The sequence below is a fragment of the Bradyrhizobium sp. RD5-C2 genome (genome assembly GCF_019972155.1).
Lineage (GTDB): Bacteria > Pseudomonadota > Alphaproteobacteria > Rhizobiales > Xanthobacteraceae > Bradyrhizobium.
On the sequence record NZ_BOVL01000001.1, the window covers coordinates 54,578 to 71,909 of the forward strand.

General features: G+C 65.5%; 18 protein-coding genes and 1 tRNA gene. 7 read left to right on the top strand and 12 right to left on the bottom strand.

Features of this window, described 5'->3' with window-relative positions; translation table 11 throughout:
* Nucleotides 1-117 precede the first annotated feature (117 nt).
* From BraRD5C2_RS00285 to BraRD5C2_RS39610, 3 genes are all read left to right on the top strand, one after another.
* Nucleotides 118-1,668, top strand: coding sequence for a glycosyltransferase family protein (locus tag BraRD5C2_RS00285; RefSeq protein WP_223966017.1), 1,551 nt, complete (start codon nucleotides 118-120; stop codon nucleotides 1,666-1,668).
* 109 nt (nucleotides 1,669-1,777) lie between these two features.
* Nucleotides 1,778-1,851: transfer RNA gene (locus tag BraRD5C2_RS00290), tRNA-Gly, on the top strand.
* 132 nt (nucleotides 1,852-1,983) lie between these two features.
* The gene (locus BraRD5C2_RS39610; RefSeq protein WP_374707940.1) at nucleotides 1,984-2,190 is read left to right on the top strand and encodes a DUF3551 domain-containing protein; all 207 of its coding nucleotides are present in this window, start codon (nucleotides 1,984-1,986) and stop codon (nucleotides 2,188-2,190) included.
* A gap of 291 nt (nucleotides 2,191-2,481) precedes the next feature.
* Here the strand turns inward: BraRD5C2_RS39610 and BraRD5C2_RS00300 are convergent, their stop codons facing one another.
* Complete coding sequence (locus BraRD5C2_RS00300; RefSeq protein ID WP_223966019.1) at nucleotides 2,482-3,501, bottom strand: LLM class flavin-dependent oxidoreductase; 1,020 nt, start codon at nucleotides 3,499-3,501, stop codon at nucleotides 2,482-2,484.
* A 246-nt stretch (nucleotides 3,502-3,747) separates the two neighbouring features.
* On the opposite strand from BraRD5C2_RS00300, the gene BraRD5C2_RS00305 reads away from it, so the two are divergent.
* From BraRD5C2_RS00305 to BraRD5C2_RS00320, 4 genes are all read left to right on the top strand, one after another.
* Nucleotides 3,748-4,914 carry an NADH:flavin oxidoreductase/NADH oxidase gene (locus BraRD5C2_RS00305; RefSeq protein ID WP_223966172.1) on the top strand — a complete coding sequence of 389 codons (1,167 nt, stop codon included), beginning with the start codon at nucleotides 3,748-3,750 and terminating at the stop codon, nucleotides 4,912-4,914.
* A 39-nt stretch (nucleotides 4,915-4,953) separates the two neighbouring features.
* The gene (locus BraRD5C2_RS00310; protein ID WP_223966021.1) at nucleotides 4,954-5,883 is read left to right on the top strand and encodes a dihydrodipicolinate synthase family protein; all 930 of its coding nucleotides are present in this window, start codon (nucleotides 4,954-4,956) and stop codon (nucleotides 5,881-5,883) included.
* Nucleotides 5,884-6,012: 129 nt separating this feature from the next.
* The gene (locus BraRD5C2_RS00315) at nucleotides 6,013-7,116 is read left to right on the top strand and encodes a hypothetical protein (RefSeq protein ID WP_223966023.1); all 1,104 of its coding nucleotides are present in this window, start codon (nucleotides 6,013-6,015) and stop codon (nucleotides 7,114-7,116) included.
* A 5-nt stretch (nucleotides 7,117-7,121) separates the two neighbouring features.
* Nucleotides 7,122-7,316 (top strand): hypothetical protein, encoded by a 195-nt coding sequence (locus BraRD5C2_RS00320; protein WP_223966025.1) that lies wholly within the window; start codon nucleotides 7,122-7,124, stop codon nucleotides 7,314-7,316.
* A gap of 15 nt (nucleotides 7,317-7,331) precedes the next feature.
* Here BraRD5C2_RS00320 and BraRD5C2_RS00325 read toward each other — a convergent pair whose 3' ends face one another.
* The 11 genes from BraRD5C2_RS00325 to BraRD5C2_RS00375 form a co-directional block, all read right to left on the bottom strand.
* Complete coding sequence (locus BraRD5C2_RS00325; protein ID WP_223966026.1) at nucleotides 7,332-8,564, bottom strand: DUF445 domain-containing protein; 1,233 nt, start codon at nucleotides 8,562-8,564, stop codon at nucleotides 7,332-7,334.
* A gap of 30 nt (nucleotides 8,565-8,594) precedes the next feature.
* Nucleotides 8,595-9,434 (bottom strand): EcsC family protein, encoded by an 840-nt coding sequence (locus BraRD5C2_RS00330; RefSeq protein ID WP_223966028.1) that lies wholly within the window; start codon nucleotides 9,432-9,434, stop codon nucleotides 8,595-8,597.
* Nucleotides 9,431-11,548 carry a heavy metal translocating P-type ATPase gene (locus BraRD5C2_RS00335; RefSeq protein ID WP_223966030.1) on the bottom strand — a complete coding sequence of 706 codons (2,118 nt, stop codon included), beginning with the start codon at nucleotides 11,546-11,548 and terminating at the stop codon, nucleotides 9,431-9,433. Before BraRD5C2_RS00335 ends, BraRD5C2_RS00330 begins: the two co-directional genes overlap by 4 nt.
* A 26-nt stretch (nucleotides 11,549-11,574) precedes the next feature.
* Nucleotides 11,575-12,132, bottom strand: coding sequence for an HMA2 domain-containing protein (locus BraRD5C2_RS00340; RefSeq protein WP_223966032.1), 558 nt, complete (start codon nucleotides 12,130-12,132; stop codon nucleotides 11,575-11,577).
* A gap of 140 nt (nucleotides 12,133-12,272) precedes the next feature.
* A complete protein-coding gene (locus BraRD5C2_RS00345) occupies nucleotides 12,273-12,668 on the bottom strand; it encodes a DUF5132 domain-containing protein (RefSeq protein WP_223966034.1) in 396 nt (131 codons plus the stop codon).
* A gap of 229 nt (nucleotides 12,669-12,897) precedes the next feature.
* Nucleotides 12,898-14,067: a cytochrome P450 gene (locus BraRD5C2_RS00350; RefSeq protein ID WP_223966037.1), complete on the bottom strand. Its 1,170-nt coding sequence runs from the start codon at nucleotides 14,065-14,067 to the stop codon at nucleotides 12,898-12,900.
* A gap of 105 nt (nucleotides 14,068-14,172) precedes the next feature.
* Nucleotides 14,173-14,970, bottom strand: a complete 798-nt coding sequence (locus BraRD5C2_RS00355) for a helix-turn-helix transcriptional regulator (protein WP_223966039.1) — start codon at nucleotides 14,968-14,970, stop codon at nucleotides 14,173-14,175.
* A gap of 251 nt (nucleotides 14,971-15,221) precedes the next feature.
* Nucleotides 15,222-15,584: a nuclear transport factor 2 family protein gene (locus BraRD5C2_RS00360; protein ID WP_223966040.1), complete on the bottom strand. Its 363-nt coding sequence runs from the start codon at nucleotides 15,582-15,584 to the stop codon at nucleotides 15,222-15,224.
* A 94-nt stretch (nucleotides 15,585-15,678) separates the two neighbouring features.
* Entirely contained in the window at nucleotides 15,679-15,999 is a 321-nt protein-coding gene (locus BraRD5C2_RS00365; protein WP_223966041.1) for a cupredoxin domain-containing protein, read from the bottom strand.
* Nucleotides 16,000-16,010: 11 nt separating this feature from the next.
* Nucleotides 16,011-16,532 (bottom strand): DUF4142 domain-containing protein, encoded by a 522-nt coding sequence (locus tag BraRD5C2_RS00370; RefSeq protein ID WP_223966042.1) that lies wholly within the window; start codon nucleotides 16,530-16,532, stop codon nucleotides 16,011-16,013.
* Nucleotides 16,533-16,626: 94 nt separating this feature from the next.
* Nucleotides 16,627-17,316 carry an RNA polymerase sigma factor gene (locus tag BraRD5C2_RS00375; RefSeq protein ID WP_223966043.1) on the bottom strand — a complete coding sequence of 230 codons (690 nt, stop codon included), beginning with the start codon at nucleotides 17,314-17,316 and terminating at the stop codon, nucleotides 16,627-16,629.
* Nucleotides 17,317-17,332: the final 16 nt, after the last annotated feature.

Genomic DNA, 17,332 nt, shown 5'->3' on the forward strand with positions numbered 1-17,332 from the left:
GAATCTTGACGATTGGTTAAGCATGTCGCGACCGATGCTGTGTGACCTTGCCAACGTCCGGTCACGCATCCTCCGGTCACGCATCTTAAAGGCTTTGCCCGCTATCTGGTCGCCGGCATGCTGCTCCAAAAGACGATCGACGGAACGATGACCAGCACGAGCGCTGAAGCCGCGCCCGGCAGCGCAGGCATGGTCGAGCGTGCGAGCGGGCGTGTTCACCCGCTCTTCGCGTTGCTGCTGCTGGCGCTGGTCTTGCGCCTTGCGGCCGCCGTCTGGCCCAACGTGATCTATCCCGACGAGACCTATCAGTATCTCGAACCGGCGTGGCGGATGCTCGGCCATGACGGCATCTTGACGTGGGAATGGCGCGACGGCATTCGCGGCTGGTTGCTGCCGACATTGATGGCCGGGCCGGTTGCCCTTGGTGATGCGATTGCGCCCGGTGGCGCAGGTGCGTTCCTGGTGCCGCGTCTGATTGCCGCATGCGCGTCGCTGTCGATCGTGGTCAGCGCCTGGTTGCTCGGCGCGCGGATCTCGCGAACGCATGCCGTCGTCGCGGCCTTCGCGGCCACGGTCTGGTTCGAACTGATCATGCTCGCGCCACACACATTGGGCGAGCCGCTGGCGACAGCGCTGATCGTTCCGGCGGCGCTGTTGGTCACCGATGGTCCGTCGCCGCGGCGTCTCGCGGTCGGCGGCGCCATGCTCGCCTTCGCCTTTGTCTGCCGCTTCCAGTTTGCGCCCGCCATCGCCGTGCTTGCCCTCGGGGCATGCTGGACACGCTGGCGAAACCTGGTTCCGCTGGTCGCTGGCGGGCTCGTTGCGCTGTTGATCGCGGCCGCGATCGACCTTGCGCATGGCAGCGTGCCGTTCGCCTGGCTGATCGCCAATATCAGGGAAAACCTTGTCCACGACCGCGCCATCGAATTCGGCGTGTCGCCGCCGTCGGCCTATCTGATCGACTTCATGACCGTGTGGTCGGTGGCGATCCTGCTCCCTCTTGCTGCGATCTGGCGCGGCTGGCGGCACGCACCGCTGCTCGCGACCGCGGCGCTGGTCAACCTCGTCTTCCACAGCCTGATCGCGCACAAGGAATACCGCTTCATCTTCCTGTCCGTGGTGCTGTTCACCATCGTCGCGGCGCTGGGATCGGCCGATTGGGTTCAATGGCTGCGCACGAAGGTTGCGTGGCGCCGCTGGGCATTGCCGATCGTCCTCGGCGGCTGGGCGCTGCTGTCAGTGACGCTGGCCGGCACCAGCGACGAGATGCGCGAGTACTGGACGCGCGGCGTCGGCGCTGCGCGGCTTGCGGCTGAGTTGCGCAGCGATCCGCAGATGTGCGGCCTTGCGCTTTACGACGTTCGCTTCCAGCAATTGCCGGGGCGCGAACGATTGGTCGGCCCGGTGCCGCTCTATGCGCTGCAGCCCGCCGATCCGCTCGCCGAGATGGTCCTGCCGCCGCTGCTGCTGCGGGCGACCAAGCCGGCCTTCAACCGCATCCTTGCGCGGCCCGAGGCCGCAGGCGATCTGCCGGCGGAATTCTCACGGCAAAGCTGTGCCCGCGTCGGCTTCAGCGATGCCTGCATCTATGCACGCGGCGGAAGCTGCGACGCATCCGCCGCTGCGCCCTTTGTGATCAATGACGTGCTCGTGAGGATGGGCTGGTAGCGGGTGGCGCTGCTATGATCGGTGTCAATGCACGCTTGATCCTCTGCCTCGGCCCGGGCTATGGTCCGGCGGTCGCACCCGTGAGGGGCGACCTCAAGCAATTGAGATCGCGGGCGTAGTTCAATGGTAGAACGGCAGCTTCCCAAGCTGCATACGAGGGTTCGATTCCCTTCGCCCGCTCCAGCCCCAAGGCCAAACCCAAGGCTAAATTGCGCGGGACGGTGTTGTCGGCGAGATAATGTATTTTGCTGCCATAGCGGGAGACTTGACGTGAGGTTGCTTGGAGCGCTGCTGCTCGCGCTGGGCGTGCTTTGCATGACGAAGCCGGCATCGGCACAAATGTATGATCCCCGCTATCCGGTCTGCTTGCATGTTTACGGTGAACTGGTCGGCGACCGGATGGATTGCATCTTCACGTCGATGAAGGAGTGCCAGGCGAGCGCCGTGGGGGCTCCGGCAACCTGCCTGGTCAATCCCTTTTATGCGCCAGGACCGGCGCGCCCTGGCAGGCCTGAGCGATGACCGTTTCCGCTCGCACCTGCGCGCGTTCATTTGAGACGACGCGCTCATTGCGATTGTTTTGATCGGGTGCGCATTTATCGCTCGCGCGTCGCGGCACGGGCTTCGCGCGATGATCCCGGGATATTACGGCGGTCTGTTCACGCAACGTGCGCGCCTAACGAACCGTACTCGACCTGTTCTTCTCACAACACGCATTTATGTTTCCGTAGTTCTCCGCGTTTGAGAACGGAGTTCCGCCGGAACGTGACAGCGGCCGGCAGTGGTCGAGGCTGCATCATCCTCCGGTGGTGATCAGCGCCATCCCATGGCGGGCGCGACGTGAGTCAGGATGCTCTCGATCACATGCGCGTTGTAGGCGACGCCGAGTTGATTGGGCACGGTCAGCAGCAGGGTGTCGGCCTCCGCGATCGCCTCGTCTGTCTTGAGCTGCTCGATCAGCTTGTCCGGCTCGGCGGCGTAGCCGCGGCCGAAGATCGCGCGCGTCCGTTCGTCGATGAAGCCGATCTGGTCTTCCTCCTGCCCATTGCCGAAATAGGCGCGGTCGCGGTCGTCGACCAGCGCGAAGATGCTGCGGCTGACCGAGACCCGCGGCTCGCGGGTGTGGCCGGCATCCTTCCATGCGGCGCGGTAGGCCCGGATCTGCGCGGCCTGCTGGATATGGAAGGCCTCTCCGGTCTCGTCGCTCTTCAGCGTCGAGCTCTGCAGGTTCATCCCGAGCTTCGCCGCCCAGACCGCGGTGGCGTTCGAACCGGCGCCCCACCAGATGCGCTCGCGCAGGCCTTCCGAAAGCGGCTCGAGCCGCAGCATGCCGGGCGGGTTGGGAAACATCGGCCGCGGATTCGGCTGCGCAAAACCTTGTCCGCGCAGCATATCGAGGAAGATCTCGGCATGACGGCGGCCCATGTCGGCGTCGGTCTCGCCTTCGCCCGGCTGATAACCGAAATAGCGCCAGCCATCGATCACCTGTTCGGGCGAGCCGCGGCTGATGCCGAGTTGCAGACGTCCTCGAGCGATCAGGTCGGCCGCGCCGGCGTCCTCGATCATGTAGAGCGGATTTTCGTAGCGCATGTCGATCACGGCGGTGCCGATTTCGATCCGGCTGGTCTTCGCGCCGACCGCCGCCAGCAGCGGGAAGGGCGAGGCCAACTGGCGGGCGAAGTGGTGGACGCGAAAATACGCGCCATCCGCGCCGAGCTCTTCGGCGGCGACCGCGAGGTCGATCGATTGCAGCAGCACATCCGCGGCCGAGCGGGCCTGGGATTGCGGGGAGGGCGTCCAGTGGCCGAACGAGAGGAATCCGATTTTTTTCATGTCGGCAATGTAGGCATACCGGACACGAATTGCGATCCGTGGCGTGACCCGGCGATGACGGAAAATGTTTACCAACCCGGAAAAATTTCTGCGGCACGTGTTGCGGGTTTTGCGGATCGCGCCGCCGTGGACGCGCTGCATGCGCGCTGGTCCTGCCGCCTGCGCCACAGTGCGGCTTGCGATCAGCTCGCGCGCCGCCTAGTTTTCCGCCGCCATTTTCCCGCCACCACGTTCCCGCAGGACCCGATGTCGCAGCCGTTTCTGTTTCAGCCGATCACGCTTCGCGGCGTGACCTCCCGAAACCGCATTCTGATTTCGCCGATGTGCCAGTATTCGGCGACCGACGGCCTCGCCAATGACTGGCATCTTGTTCATCTTGGTAAATTCGCCCAGGGCGGCGCCGGGCTCGTGATGGTCGAGGCCGCGGCGGTCACCGCCGAGGGCCGCATTACCCATGGCGATGTCGGCATCTGGAACGACGAGCAGATCGCGCCGCTCGAGCGCATCGCCGCTTTCCTGAAGGACAACGGCGCGGTGCCCTCGATCCAGCTCGCGCATGCCGGCCGCAAGGCCAGCATGCAGCGCCCGTGGTACGGCAATGCCGCACTCGACGAAGCCGACCGCGCCCGCGGCGATCTGCCGTGGCGGACCGTTGCGCCGAGCGCGCTCCCGATGGAGGAAGGCTGGCTGATGCCGCACGCGCTCGATGTGGCCGAGCTCGCAGCGTTGCGCGAGCAATGGCGTCGCGCCACCTTGCGCGCGGTGGAGGCCGGCTTCGAGTTCGTCGAGGTGCATTGCGCGCATGGCTATCTGCTGCACGAGTTCCTGTCGCCATTGTCGAACCGCCGCAGCGACGCCTATGGCGGCGACCGCGCCGGGCGGATGCGCTATCCGCTCGAGATCATCGAGACCGTGCGCGCCGCCTGGCCGGCCGAGCGGCCGCTGGCGGTGCGCATCTCCTCGGTCGATGGTGTCGAAGGCGGCCTGACGCTCGAGGATCAGGTCGCGTTCGCGCGCGAAGCCAAGGCGCGCGGCGCCGATCTGATCGACTGCTCGTCGGGCGGCCTGCTCGGCTCGGCAACCGCGGCACGGATTCCGCGCGGCTACGGCTTCCAGGTGCCGTATGCGGAGGAAATCCGTCGCGCCGCCGAGGTCGCCACCATCGCGGTTGGCCTGATCCTGCATCCGCAGCAGGCGGAAGATATCCTCGCCAATGGCCAGGCCGATCTGATCGCGATTGGCCGCGAGGCGCTGTTCGATCCGAACTGGCCGCTGCATGCCGAGCTTGCGCTTGGCGGCGGAAGCGGCGAGGTGTTCGCGTCCTGGCCGAAGCAGTATGGTTGGTGGCTGGAGCGGCGCGAGCCGGGCCTGCGCAGGCTCGAAGGTCCGCCGCTGCCGTTCCGCAAGGTGTGACAAGATCAAGCTGCGACAGATCATCAGGGAGGATTTGACATGACGATTTCGGCACAGCGTCCCTATGGCGGCGTGTTCCCGGTGGCGCCGACCATCTTTGATGCCGGCGGCAACCTCGACCTCGACGGACAGCGGCGCTGCATCGACTTCATGATCGATGCCGGCTCGCACGGCATCTGCATCCTCGCCAACTTCTCCGAGCAGTTCGTGCTGACCGATGCCGAGCGCGAGACCGTGATGCAAACCGTGCTCGAGCACGTCGCGGGCCGCATTCCCGTGATCGTCACCACCACGCATTTCTCCTCGGCGGTGTGTGCCGCGCGCAGCCGTGAGGCGGAGGCCGCGGGTGCCGCGATGGTGATGATCATGCCGCCCTATCACGGCGCGACCTTCCGCGTGGGCGAGCCGGGCATCTACGAATTCTATCGGGTGGTGTCGGACGCCATCAACATCCCGATCATGATCCAGGACGCGCCGGTCGCAGGCACACCGCTCTCGGTGGACTTCCTGGCGCGGATGGCGAAAGAGCTCGCCAATGTCAGGTACTTCAAGATCGAGGTGCCGATGGCCGCGAATAAGCTGCGCGGCCTGATCGAGAAGGGCGGCAGCGTGATCGAGGGACCGTGGGACGGCGAGGAGGCGATCACGCTGATGGCCGATCTCGATGCCGGTGCCACCGGTGCGATGACCGGCGGCGGTTATCCCGACGGCATCCGCCAGATCATGGATCCGTTCTTCGCCGGCCGACGCGACGAAGCCGTGCAGGCCTATGCGCGCTGGCTGCCGCTGATCAATTACGAGAACCGCCAATGCGGGTTGCAGGCCTGCAAGGTGCTGATGCGCGAGGGCGGCGTCATCAAGTCGGACACAGTGCGGCACCCGTTGCAACCGCTGCATCCGGCGACGCGCGCCGGCCTGATCGAGATCGCGCGCTCGCTCGATCCGGTCGTGCTGCGCTGGGGGCGCTGAGCGCGCCACCCGACCGTTATGTTCACATAACCGTCAACAAGCACATCTACCGTTCCGTCGGTTAAGGGAAGCGGGGACGTGCGCCCTGCGTGCACTCTGGATTGGTCGGAGCGGTCGGGCGGCAGCGGGATGATCGAAACCTTCCGGGTTGGTCGTTTTGCGATGCGCTACGGCCATTTCGTTCCGCGGCTCTACAATTATTGCCGGTCGCTCGGATTCGAGCGGCAGCAGATGCTGCCGTCACGCGCATTCTGCTCCGACGAGAGCCAGGGCTATCCGGTGATGCTGCTGGCCCAGCATTTCGGAACCTTTCCGTTCGACCACGGGCGGGTCGGCGGCAAGGTCGCGATCAATCGCCACGGGCCGTTTGCCCATCATGGCGAGGACCTGGTGCTGATCCAGGCCAGCCATGTCGGCTACAATCCCGATGATGGCCGCTTCGGCGTCTATCAGCGTCACCGCACCGACGGCTGCCGGTTCGGAGATTGCTGCGGCAAGCTCTGCGGCGTGCTGCGCTGGTATGAGGACGAGTACGCGCTTGCCTGTAAGCAAGTGCAATGCGGCCGGCTCAATGGCGAGCCGGTGTTCAGGATCGACAATCATTATCTCGACGACAACCGCAGCGAAGGTGTCTTTCTGTGGCTCGACCGCATGGTCGAGACGCCGGGTCAGCCGCTGACCGTGCTGAGTACGTCGAGGATCTTTCGCGCCAGTGCAGCGATCCGCGAACGGCTCGGCGAAGCCTGCTTTGGCGCGACACCCGCGCCGATCGGCACGGCGCTGTCACCCGATCTGTTTCACTTCCGCCGTGCGTCGGCCGAAGGTCCCGAGGGCCATGACATTCTCGAGGCGGCGCTCGCGCCTGTGATGCCGGCGCTGGTGACCTCGCCGCATCCCGCATTGGATGCCGCCCGCTTCGTCACCCAGGCCGAGTTCGATCGCACCTACCGGAGCATTCTGCGTGAGCCGGCGTTTCAGACCAAGAACGTGCTGTTCGTCTCCGGTCTGAATATCGACGTATCGCCGCGCGAGGGATTTCCGTTTCCGTTCACCAAATTCGTTCCCTGGGCGGCCTATGCCCGCCTGCACGACGGCCGCTCGTTCCTGCTCGAGCAGGAGGAGTTCGCCGAGACACTGCGCCGGATGCCGGGCGAGAACCCGGATTGCCTGTCGTTCGACAACACGATCGAGCAGATGACCACCGCGCCGGAAATCCGCATTCCGATCGGCTGATGCCTATGACGACGCTTCCCGCCCTACGTGTGCACACTGCTCTCGAACCGCGTCTCCAGCGCCTGGAATTCGCGGATCGCGCGCGCGGCTTGACCCGCCGCCACTTCATGCTCGGCTGCCTCAGCCTGGCTGCAGGCCAGATGGTGCGCCTGCTCGACAGGCTGCAGCAGTTGCCGCTGCTGCGCATTCGCTTTCCCTGAGCGCGAGCGAACGCGCTACAGCCAGCGCGAGACGGAGAAGATCAGCAGGCCGACCAGCCCTCCGACGACAGTTCCGTTGATCCGGATGAATTGCAGGTCGCGCCCGACCTGCAATTCGATCCGCATGATCAGCGTTTCGGTGTCCCAGTTCTCGACCACCTTGCGGATGAAGGCCGCGATCTCCTGGCGTCGCGATGCAACCGCCCGCAAGGCGGCGACGCGAAGCCAGCGGTTGATGCGGTCGCGCATCTCGGCATCGTCACGGACCCGTGCGGCAACCGAGATCAGGGCGGTTTCGATGGCGTCCGCGATCGCGGCCGAGGTGGCCGCGGAATTCAGCCGCGCCTCGATGGCCTGCCACATCGCGTCGATTTGCCGGATCACCGCGGGATTGTCGAGCATCTGCTGCTTCAGCTCCTCGCCTTTGGCGAGGTAGTCGGGATCGGTGGCGAGCCGGTCGATCAGGCGCTCGATCTCGGCCTTGAGCTCGATCCGCCATGGATGATCCGGCTCGCGCATCTCGTCGAGCGTCTGGCTGATGCCGGAGATGACGCGGTCGGCCACCATGCCGTCGACCCATTTCGGAACGAACCGGTAGGAGCGCTGCGAGACCTTCTTGCGGATGGTTTCCTTGTTGTTGGCGAGCGCCACGCTCGCCGATGTGATCATGCGCTCGACGAGGGCCTGCGCGTCGCCATGCGCCCACAACAGCGCCAGCACGCGCGAGGCGAGCGGAGCCACCGGAACCGCCGCGATCCCCTGCCGGGTGCGGCGGGTCAGAAAGGCATTGAGGTCGGCGCTCGGCGTGGCCTGCATGGCCTGGTGGGCCGCCGAGACCGTGCGTTGCGCGGCGCTGCGGGCGTGCGACGGCCGCTCGATCCATTGCGCCGCCCAGCCGGCGATATCGACGTCGCGGATACGGTCGCCGATCACGCGCGGCGACAGGAAGTTGTTGGCGATGAAGCGGCCCAGCGCCACCGCGATGCGCTGCTTGCTCTGCGGCACGATCGCGGTGTGCGGAATCGGGATGCCGAGCGGATGACGGAACAGGGCGACGACCGCGAACCAGTCGGCGCAGGCGCCGATCATGCCGGCCTCGGCGAAGGCGCGCGGATAGGCCAGCCACGGCCAGTGCGGTTGCGCCATCGAGGTCGCCAGAAAAACCAGCAGCATGAGCACCAGCAAGCCCGTGGCGAGGGCCCGCATGCGACGCAGATCGCGCAGTCTGGTGTCCTCAGGCGGAAGCACGGCGCCGATGTCCAATTGCTGCCAAACGCCTCATGCCGTCGCGACGCCGCGCCGGGGCGCGAGCCTCGCCGCGATCGCCGCATAATGTTGGCGAACGTCGGAGCTGCCGTGGACCCGCTCCAGCCGGCGCACGGTGAAGTGCCCCTTCGCGATCTTCTGGAAATGGTCCATGAAGATGACATTGACGGTCGCGCCGAACGCTGCGCCGATGATCGGTACCGCGCCGGCCGCGGCCTTGTCCGAGACCACCAGCCCGAACCGGGAGACGATCTCGCTGACCAGATTGGAGATCACGGGGGCGGAGGCATCCACCGCGCCGCGCTCCAGGATATAGGCGGCCGCGTCGCTGGTGTATTTGCTGATCAGCGCGCGGGCGGCGTAGTAGCCGATGTCGACATTCTCGTCGGTTCGCTTGGTGCCGTAGGCGAAGACTTCGAGACAGGCGAGCCGTGCCTCGATCCTGGAGAGATCCTCGCCCTGGTGCCGCGCGATCTCGGCAATCGCGCGCAGCATCAAGGTCGTCGTCAAAGGAAGCTCGACCGCCAGCGCACCGAAGCCGAACAGGCCGCTGACGCCTCCGGTCACCCCGGCGAGAAACGACGAGAAGGTCACCGCTGGTGAGGGCGGCGGCTTCTCGTCGAGCGTGTCGACGGCGACCTCCAGCCCCTTCATGACCGCCGAGCGCACCAGCCCGCTGAGCTGGCGGTTGGCGGCCTTCGGCAGCAGGTTGAGGACGCGATTGACCGGGACGCCGGCATAGTCGGCGATCCTTGCCGCGAGGTTGGAGCTCTCCAGCGTCTTGACGGCGGCTTGCAGCGCGGCGTGATCGCCGGGAGGAAGTGCAAGGAGCTGGGTGAGATCCTGGCTCATTGATAGCGGAGGATTGGCCGTATGCCGTTGAAGCTCGCGAGGATCGCCGAACCATTGCTGATCAGCGCGGTCACCTCGGGCGTGATCAGGCCGCCGGGCAGGGCAAGGCCAAGCGCCAGCGTGTTGAGCGCGGCGACGATGGCGTAGTTCTGCTTGATGAGGCTGACGGCGCCTTGCGAGATCTCGACCGCCTTGACGAGCTTCCAGAGCGAATCTTCCATCAGGATGACGTCGGCGGATTCGTGCGTGACCTCGGCACCATGCTTCATCGCGATGCCGACGTCGGCGAAGCTGAGCGCCGGGGAATCGTTGATGCCGTCGCCGACCATCGCGACCCTGCGTCCCTGGCGTTGCAGCTGCTGGATGACATCGGCCTTGTCGGCCGGCAGCATGTCCGCGAAGTGCTCGGTGAGTCCGAGATTCTCGCAGACGGCGCGCGCCACCACCGCATTGTCGCCGGTCAGCATGATGCTGTTCTTGACGCCCAGCGCATGCAGCCGCTGGATCACCGAACGGCTCTCCTCGCGGATCTCGTCGGAGTAAGGCACGAGGCCCGCGAGCTTGCCGTCCACGGCGATATAGAGGCTCGAATAGCCGCGCTCGTCGAGCGCTGTGCGATCGAGCGCCGAGGCGTCGACGGCAATCTGGCTCTGGCGCATGAAGCGCTGGTTGCCGACATGGACATAGTAACCGTTGACCTGGCCCTCGACGCCGAGGCCGAGGCGGTAGGTGGTCTCGTTGCAGGGCGGGATGTTCACCGCAAGCTGCCGGGCCCGCGTCCGCAACGCTTCGGCGACCGGATGTTGCAGCTTGGTTTCGGCGGCTGCGGCGAGCCCGAGCAGGTGGTTCGGCGTGATCGAGTTCTGGTAGGAGATCACGTCGATGACGGCGGGCGTGCCGTGGGTCAGCGTGCCGGTCTTGTCGAACACCATGGTGTCGATCCCGGCAAGCTTCTCCATGTGGCCGCCGCTCTTGATGATCATGCCGGTGCGGGCGGCCAGCGTCATCGAGGACAGCACCGACGTGGGCGCGGCAACGCGGATGCCGGTGCCGTAATCGACGATGACAAGCGAGAGGAAGCGATTGAAATCGCCCGAGACCATGGCGGTGCCGGTGGCGAGCGCCAAGGTCGGGGCTACGAGCCGGTCGGCGAAGCGTTCGGCGTGGTTCTGCATCCGGGTGTCGCCGATCGGCGCGGATTCGATCAGCCGCACGATCTGGCCGGCGGTGGTCGCGGTTCCGACGCGCAATGCGCGCAACGTGATCTGACCCTCGCGGATCACCGTGGCGGCGAAGGCGGCTTCGCCCTTGCCGCGATGCACCGGCAGGCCCTCGCCGGTGATCGTCTTCTGGTCGATGGTGGCGGAGCCGTCGATGATCTCGCCGTCGACCGGGATCATCTCGCCGGGATATACCACGACGATGTCGCCGTTCTGCAACTCGGCGGCAGGGATCGACACCACCTCGCCATCGCGCAGCAGCCAAGCCGTCTTCGACTGGAATTCGAGCAGCTCGTTGATCGCGCGCCGCGAGCCCGCAGCGGTCAGGTCGCGGATCCAGTCGCCGAGCTTGATCAACCAGGTGACGATGCAGCCGGCCAGCGGATTGCCCTGCAGCACCGAGGCTGTGATCGCGAGCGTATCGAGCACGTCGATGTTGAGCCGGCTCTCGTTCGCCCAGACCTTCCAGGCGCGCTTGGCGATCGGGATCGCGTTCCAGAGCATCAGCGGCATGTTGACCGCCGCGATCACGGGATTGGCGCTGAAGGCCATGAACAGCGACAGCGTCGGCAGCGCCAACGGTGAGCGCTTGGAGACCTCCGGCACGCCGGCGCGTGGCGCGCCCGCGTCCCGCGCGGCGCCGGCGCAGAGCGCCTTGACGTCGGCAAGGCTCATGCTCTTGAAGCCGTTCAGCAGGGCGAGCAGTCTTTGCTCGTGAGCCGGATCGTATTCCAGCACGAGGCTCGCGCAGTCGTAGTTGATCCGCGCGGTCCTGATGCCGTCCTGCGCCCGCAGCCACCCGAGGCAGATCTCGCCCAGCTTGCAGTTTTGCCCGAGCGCGGGAATGCTCAGACGAATGCGCCCCGGCATGGAGTGGCAGAAACTGAAGTCCATGAATTTGCGCTCTCGCCCCTGGCGGGTCAGGCCGTCGCGCCCGCCGGCTCCGCCTGCTCCGCGGCAGCCATGTTGGCCTGGATCATGTGGTTGAGGGCAAAGATCGCCAGCGTGACCCAAACCGGCGTCGCCGCATTGGCGCCGACCTCGAAGATGGTGAAGCCGGCGATGCCCGCGGCGAGCAGGATCTTCAGATCGACCACATTTCCGGTGGCGACCTTGATGCCGTTGTCGAGATCCTTGAAGAAATCGACGACGACCCTGGCCGTATGCGAGTGCTCGGCGAGGTATTCGGCTTCCTGTTCGATCTTGGTCGCGAGCGCGTCGATCTCATTGGCCGGCGGCTTGTAGTGACCGCCGGTGTGATGTTCGAGCCGGCCGTGAAATTCGTCGTGCCGGTCGGTGTCGTAATGCAGCACGATGCTGCCGGTCGCCGGGTTGACGATGACGTCCTCGATGCCGGGAATGACGCTGAAGGTCTGCTTGATCTGTTCGAGAAGCTCGGGGTTTTCCTTGGCCGACGGTACCTTCATGCGAATCCGGCCCGGAACCTGATGCGCGATCTGCAGCTTCATTTTGGTCATCGCATTCCTCTCACAGCGTTCCAGTGCCGGCGCGGGGACGCGAATAATACCGTCGTCGAACACGATTGCGCGCCGTGGCGGCGTCGCAAGGTCGGTCGACGCCACGCTTCGCCGCCTTGCAGCTACCGGTCCGACCCGGTTCAGGCCGCCGACGAAGCCCGGCCCTCGGCCGCCGCCTTGCCTTCCTGCGCCTGGTTCTCGGCCTTCACTTCCGCAACGATGTCGTTCACCTGCTCGTGGGCTTCGGCAAACATCTCGCGCGACTTCTGTGCGAACTTGTAGGTGCCGCGAACGGTCGACTTGAACAGCGGATTGAGGGCGCCGGCGAGCTTCGGCAGGTACTTCGGCGCCGCGACTGCGGCAACGCCAAGCGCAAGTCCCGGGAGCAACGCAGCTTCGAACACGGCAGCACCGACAGCCACCACCGCGACGACCGCGACCGTCTTGTTGATGCCGCCGCCTTCCTCGGAATCCTGTTCGGGGGCGTCATGGTGGAAGGCGGTATCGTGACTGCTACCGTTGGTGTTCGGGTTCATCTGAAATCCCTTGTGACCGCTCAACTGACTGCAGTTTCATCAATAACGGCGGATTGAAATGGATTCGTGACAGTTTGATTACAGCCGTCCGACCGGTTGCGGCGGCACGGTGTCGCAACGCAACAGGCGCGTGTTTGGCGATCGGGGCAGCGCCCGAATGGGGTGGCACGCCTCGTCGGGCCCTTTTCATGTCTCGATGTGTCCAGGCGAGGGCAGACGGCGACGCGTTCTACCGGTCCCAGGTCACCGGCAGATCCAGCAGGCCGCGGAACGCCCAGCCGCCGATCCGGGGCGGCTTGTCCGCGATCAGGCGCAGATTCGTCAGCCTCTCGAAGATCGCCGGCAGCGCGACGTCGGCGACCATGGCGCGCGAGGCCCAGGCGCCGGCGCAGAAATGCGGACCGGCGCCGAAGGCGATGCTCTTGCTGGCGTCGCGGCGCACGTCGAATGCATCGGGCTTGGCGAAATGCTTTTCGTCGCGGTTGGCCGAGCCGAACATCAGGAACACGCGCTCGTTGGTCTCGAATGCAACGTCCCTGATCGTCCAGGGCTTTGCGATCCGCCGCGGCGACATCCCGATCGGCGAGATCCAGCGCGCATATTCCTCGAACACCTGCAGCCACGGGATCGCGCCGCTCACAGCCAGCGCAAGCTGGTCCGGGTGGGTCAGCAGCGCCCACACTGTGCCGGCGATCGCGTCGCGCGGCTCGTTCTGGCCCCCCGAGATCGCGAGCTTGATGTTGGCGCGCACGCTCTCCATCGGCATATCGGTCTGCAGCAGCACGCCGAGCAGGCTGAGGTCGGGCGTCTTGCGCAACACCGGCACCATGTCGTCGATCGCGGCGTCGATGCCCGAGGTCGCCGCATGGCAGCGCGCCTCGATCGCGGGATCGCCGGTGTAATTGGCAATGCCGTCGATCATGCCCTGCGACCAGGCATTCATGTCCTGGAAACGCATGTTGGTGAGGCCGGTGATCGATTTCAGGCATTCGGCCGAGAACGGCAGCGCGAAGGCCTGCACGAAATCGACCACGTCGTCGGGCGTCAATTCGTCGAGGATGCGCGTCGCGTGTGCTGCGAATTGTGCGGTCCAGTACGATCTGACGGTTTTCGGCGAGACCGCCGGGAAGATCGCCTTGCGCTCGTTCATGTGCGCATCGCCGTCCTTGCGCATCATGTTGTGGCCCATCAGCCTGTTCATCAGCCCCTCGGGCTGGTGCGACGAGAACACGTCGATCTGCTTCTCGGAGACGAAGATGTCGTCGCGGTTGCACAGCAGCGTGCTGCCGAGCTGCGGCACGAAGGCGATCGGCGCCTCCTTGCGCATGCGCGCCAGCGTCGGATAGGGATCCTGCCAGAAGGCGGGGACGTCGATGTCGAAATGGGGAGCTGTGCTCACGACGTGATCTCAGGTTGGCTTCAGGTTCCGAACCGAGCATAGGCCGGCAGGCGCGACCGGTCTGTCCCCACCGTTGGGGACAGCGGGAGGTGACCGCCAGGTTCCTCAGTTCAGCCGGCGTGCCGACGCCATCAGGCGCAGGGCGATCGCGAACAGCTCGTTCTGCGAGGAGATGCCGAGCTTGTCATAGGCGCGCTTGCGATAGGTGAGGGCGGAGTGCAGCCCGATGCCGAGTTCGGCGGCAATCGCTTCCGAGCTGAGGCCCGAAAGGATGCCGAGGCAGACCTCCTTCTCACGGCCGGTCAGCCGGGCGAGCGGTTCGGCAGTCGCAAACAGGGTCTTCAGCCGCGCGATCGGATCGGCGTCGGCTATCGGGTCGCGCTGGAAGTGCCGCGCCACCGCTGCGGTCAATGCGGGCGCGACCGCGGCGAGGCGCGCGATCTGCTCGCGGCTGAAGCGGCCTTGCGCGGTGATCTGGTAGAAATTGACGTAGAAACAGGTATCGCCGGTCCAGATCGCAGAGGCGAACTTGTCGACGATGTCGGAATCGTCGAAGAAAATCTTGCGGTAGCCGTCGCTGTACATCCGGCGGGCAAAATTCGGCAGCACGATCGGCACAGCCTGCGCCTGCCCCTCGAACACCGCGTCGCGGTTCGGGTCGGCCTGATGGAAATGTTCGGAATAGGCGATCCCGAGATCGTGCCCGGTCGGGATGTTGCCGATGTCGAGCAGGCACGCGGCGGACCGCGGGCCTGTGAACGAGAACACCATGCAGTGACCGACACCGGCGACGCGGCGCAGCGCGCCGATCAGCGCCTCCGGAAAGCCGTCGCGGCCGATCGCCAGCAGCGCCGGCGTGATGTCGCTGATAACAGAAGTCTTGAAGGCGAAATCTGCCTTCATGGCGTCCTCCCTGTGTTTCGGGAAGACTAGCAGTGACATCGCGGGGGTGGAAGCGGCCGCGGCCCGGGTATCCAGCGGAGCGGCTCTATCCTTTCGTCATTCCGGGGCGACGCGCAGCGTCGAGCCCGGAATCCATTCAGCCGCGGAACCTGTGGGTCGATGGATTCCGGGCTCTCGCTTCGCGAGCCCCGGAATGACGGTTGTGGAAGTTGTCCCGGTTCGCGAAGGACGCGCGACGGGGAACTGCCGCCTCAGGCGCCCGGCACCTGGTCGAGGAACCCGGTGATGCTCCGGATCCGTCCTTCCTTCAACGTGGCGAAGTCGGTGCCCTTGATCGGGCTGTCGACGCCGTCGGGCCCGAGACCCCAGGAGAAGCGGACATGGTCGCCGTAGCCGTTCGGCTCGCCGATCAGCTTGAAGGTGAAGTCCGGAAACTTCTGCTGCACGCCCGCGATCAGCGCGTCGACGCCGTCATGGCCGTCGCCGCTCATCATCGGATCGACATAACGGGCGTCGGCGGTCCAGTTCTCGCTCAGCATCTCGCGCCGCCGGCTCGGCGTCCGCTCGTTCCAGAGCTCGATATAGCGGCGGGCGATGGTCGTGTGGTCGGTCATGGTGCTCTCCTTCTGATCTGCCGGACTGTGCGGCTGTCCGGACTATCGAAGGTTCGCGTGCGCCGATCGATTACCTCGCAGGTCATCGCGCACGTTATGGCGCGATGGTCAGCACCGCCTTCATGTTGGGGTGGAAGCGGCAGTAATAGTCGACGGTACCGGCCTTGGTCAGAACCGACCTAACCGTCTTCTTCGGCGCAATCGTCACGTCGAAGTCGCCGTTCTTCGCCGTGGCGGTGTGTGCCAATACGTCCTTGTTGACCCATTCGATGGTGTCGCCGACCTTGGCCGATACCTCGGCCGGCGAGATCACCATATTCTCCATCACGATCTGGACGGTGGCTGCATGCGCCGGGACAGCCATCGCGCCGAGCGCGAACAAAGCGAGCGTTGCGAGATAGCGTCCGGGCGACATCGCGCGTCTCCCTACTTCATGCCCGCCGCAACATGTTCGGCATGCTGCTCGTGGCCCTGGAAGATCTTCAGGCCTGTCTGCAGCAGGCTCTTCAACTCGGGATTGCTGGCCGACGGGATCAACTGCGTCTCCAGCGCGGTGTTGACGGTCTTGTGGTAGGCGACCTCGTTGTCGATATAGGCCTTGTCGTAGGCGGTGCCCTTCAGCTTGCCGAGCTCGGCGAGCTTGTCGGCCGCCTGCTTCGACAGCGCCTTGCTGGTGTCGTTGTCCTCCGGCGTCACCTTCAGCTTCTTGACGAGGTCGAGCGCCTGCTTGTTCACCGCCTCATGGTCGCGCGCCATGTCCTTGGCGAACGCCTTGACGTCCTTGCTGGATGCTTTGCTCTCCGCCTGCTTGGCGGCGTTGATGTCGATCACGCCTGCCGTGTAGGCGATATGCGCGATCTGCGGATCGGTCAGCTTTGCACCCTGGGCCAGCGCAGCGCCGGTGAGAACGCCGAGCGCGGCGACCGCGATGCTCAATCGAACGAACATGGTTTGACACTCCTGTTGAGCCGGGCGTAGCGCACGGCACGTCGTTGCTTGCACAGGAGTTGGATGGTGCTGATAGCCAGAGGTTCCCAAAAATCTATGCTGTGACGCCGAGCCGTTTCAGGACCGCCTCGGTCAATCGTTCGCAGCGCCGGCCTGCGAACGGAAACGCCTCCATCACGATGGGGCCGATCTTCCGCTCGACATTGTCGCGCAGCATGGTCCGGGCGCGGTGCAGGCGGGTCTTCACGGTCTCCGGCTTGAGGCCGAGGATATCAGCGGTCTCCTCGACATTCATGCCCTCGATCACACGGGTGATGAACACGAGGCGGAACGCCTCGGGCAGCTCGTCGATTGCGTGCTCGACGACATGCTGGATTTCGCGCTGGGCCATGGATTTTTCCGGATCGTCCGCTGACGACAGCGGGAACGGGATGATTTGGGCTTCAACGGCGCCGTTCGGCAGCTCGGACCATTCCACGCTTGCGCGCTTGCTGCGCAGGCGGCCGACCGCCTCGTTCATCGCGATCCGCGACAGCCAGGTCGAGAGGCTGGAGTCGCCCCGGAACTGGTCCAGATGGGTGAAGGCGCGCACATAGGCGTCCTGAACCACATCCTCGGCCTCGTTGTCGTTGCGGAGGATGCCGCGCGCCAGCCGGAACAGCCGGCGATTGTTCGCCTGCATGATGGCGCGGATCGCAGCCTCGTCGCGGGCGAGCGCGCGCTGCACGAGCTCGGCATCGCCTGAGCGGATCGGTGGCAGGGATGTGACATGGGCCTGGCGCATGGCGGGCTCGCCCTCA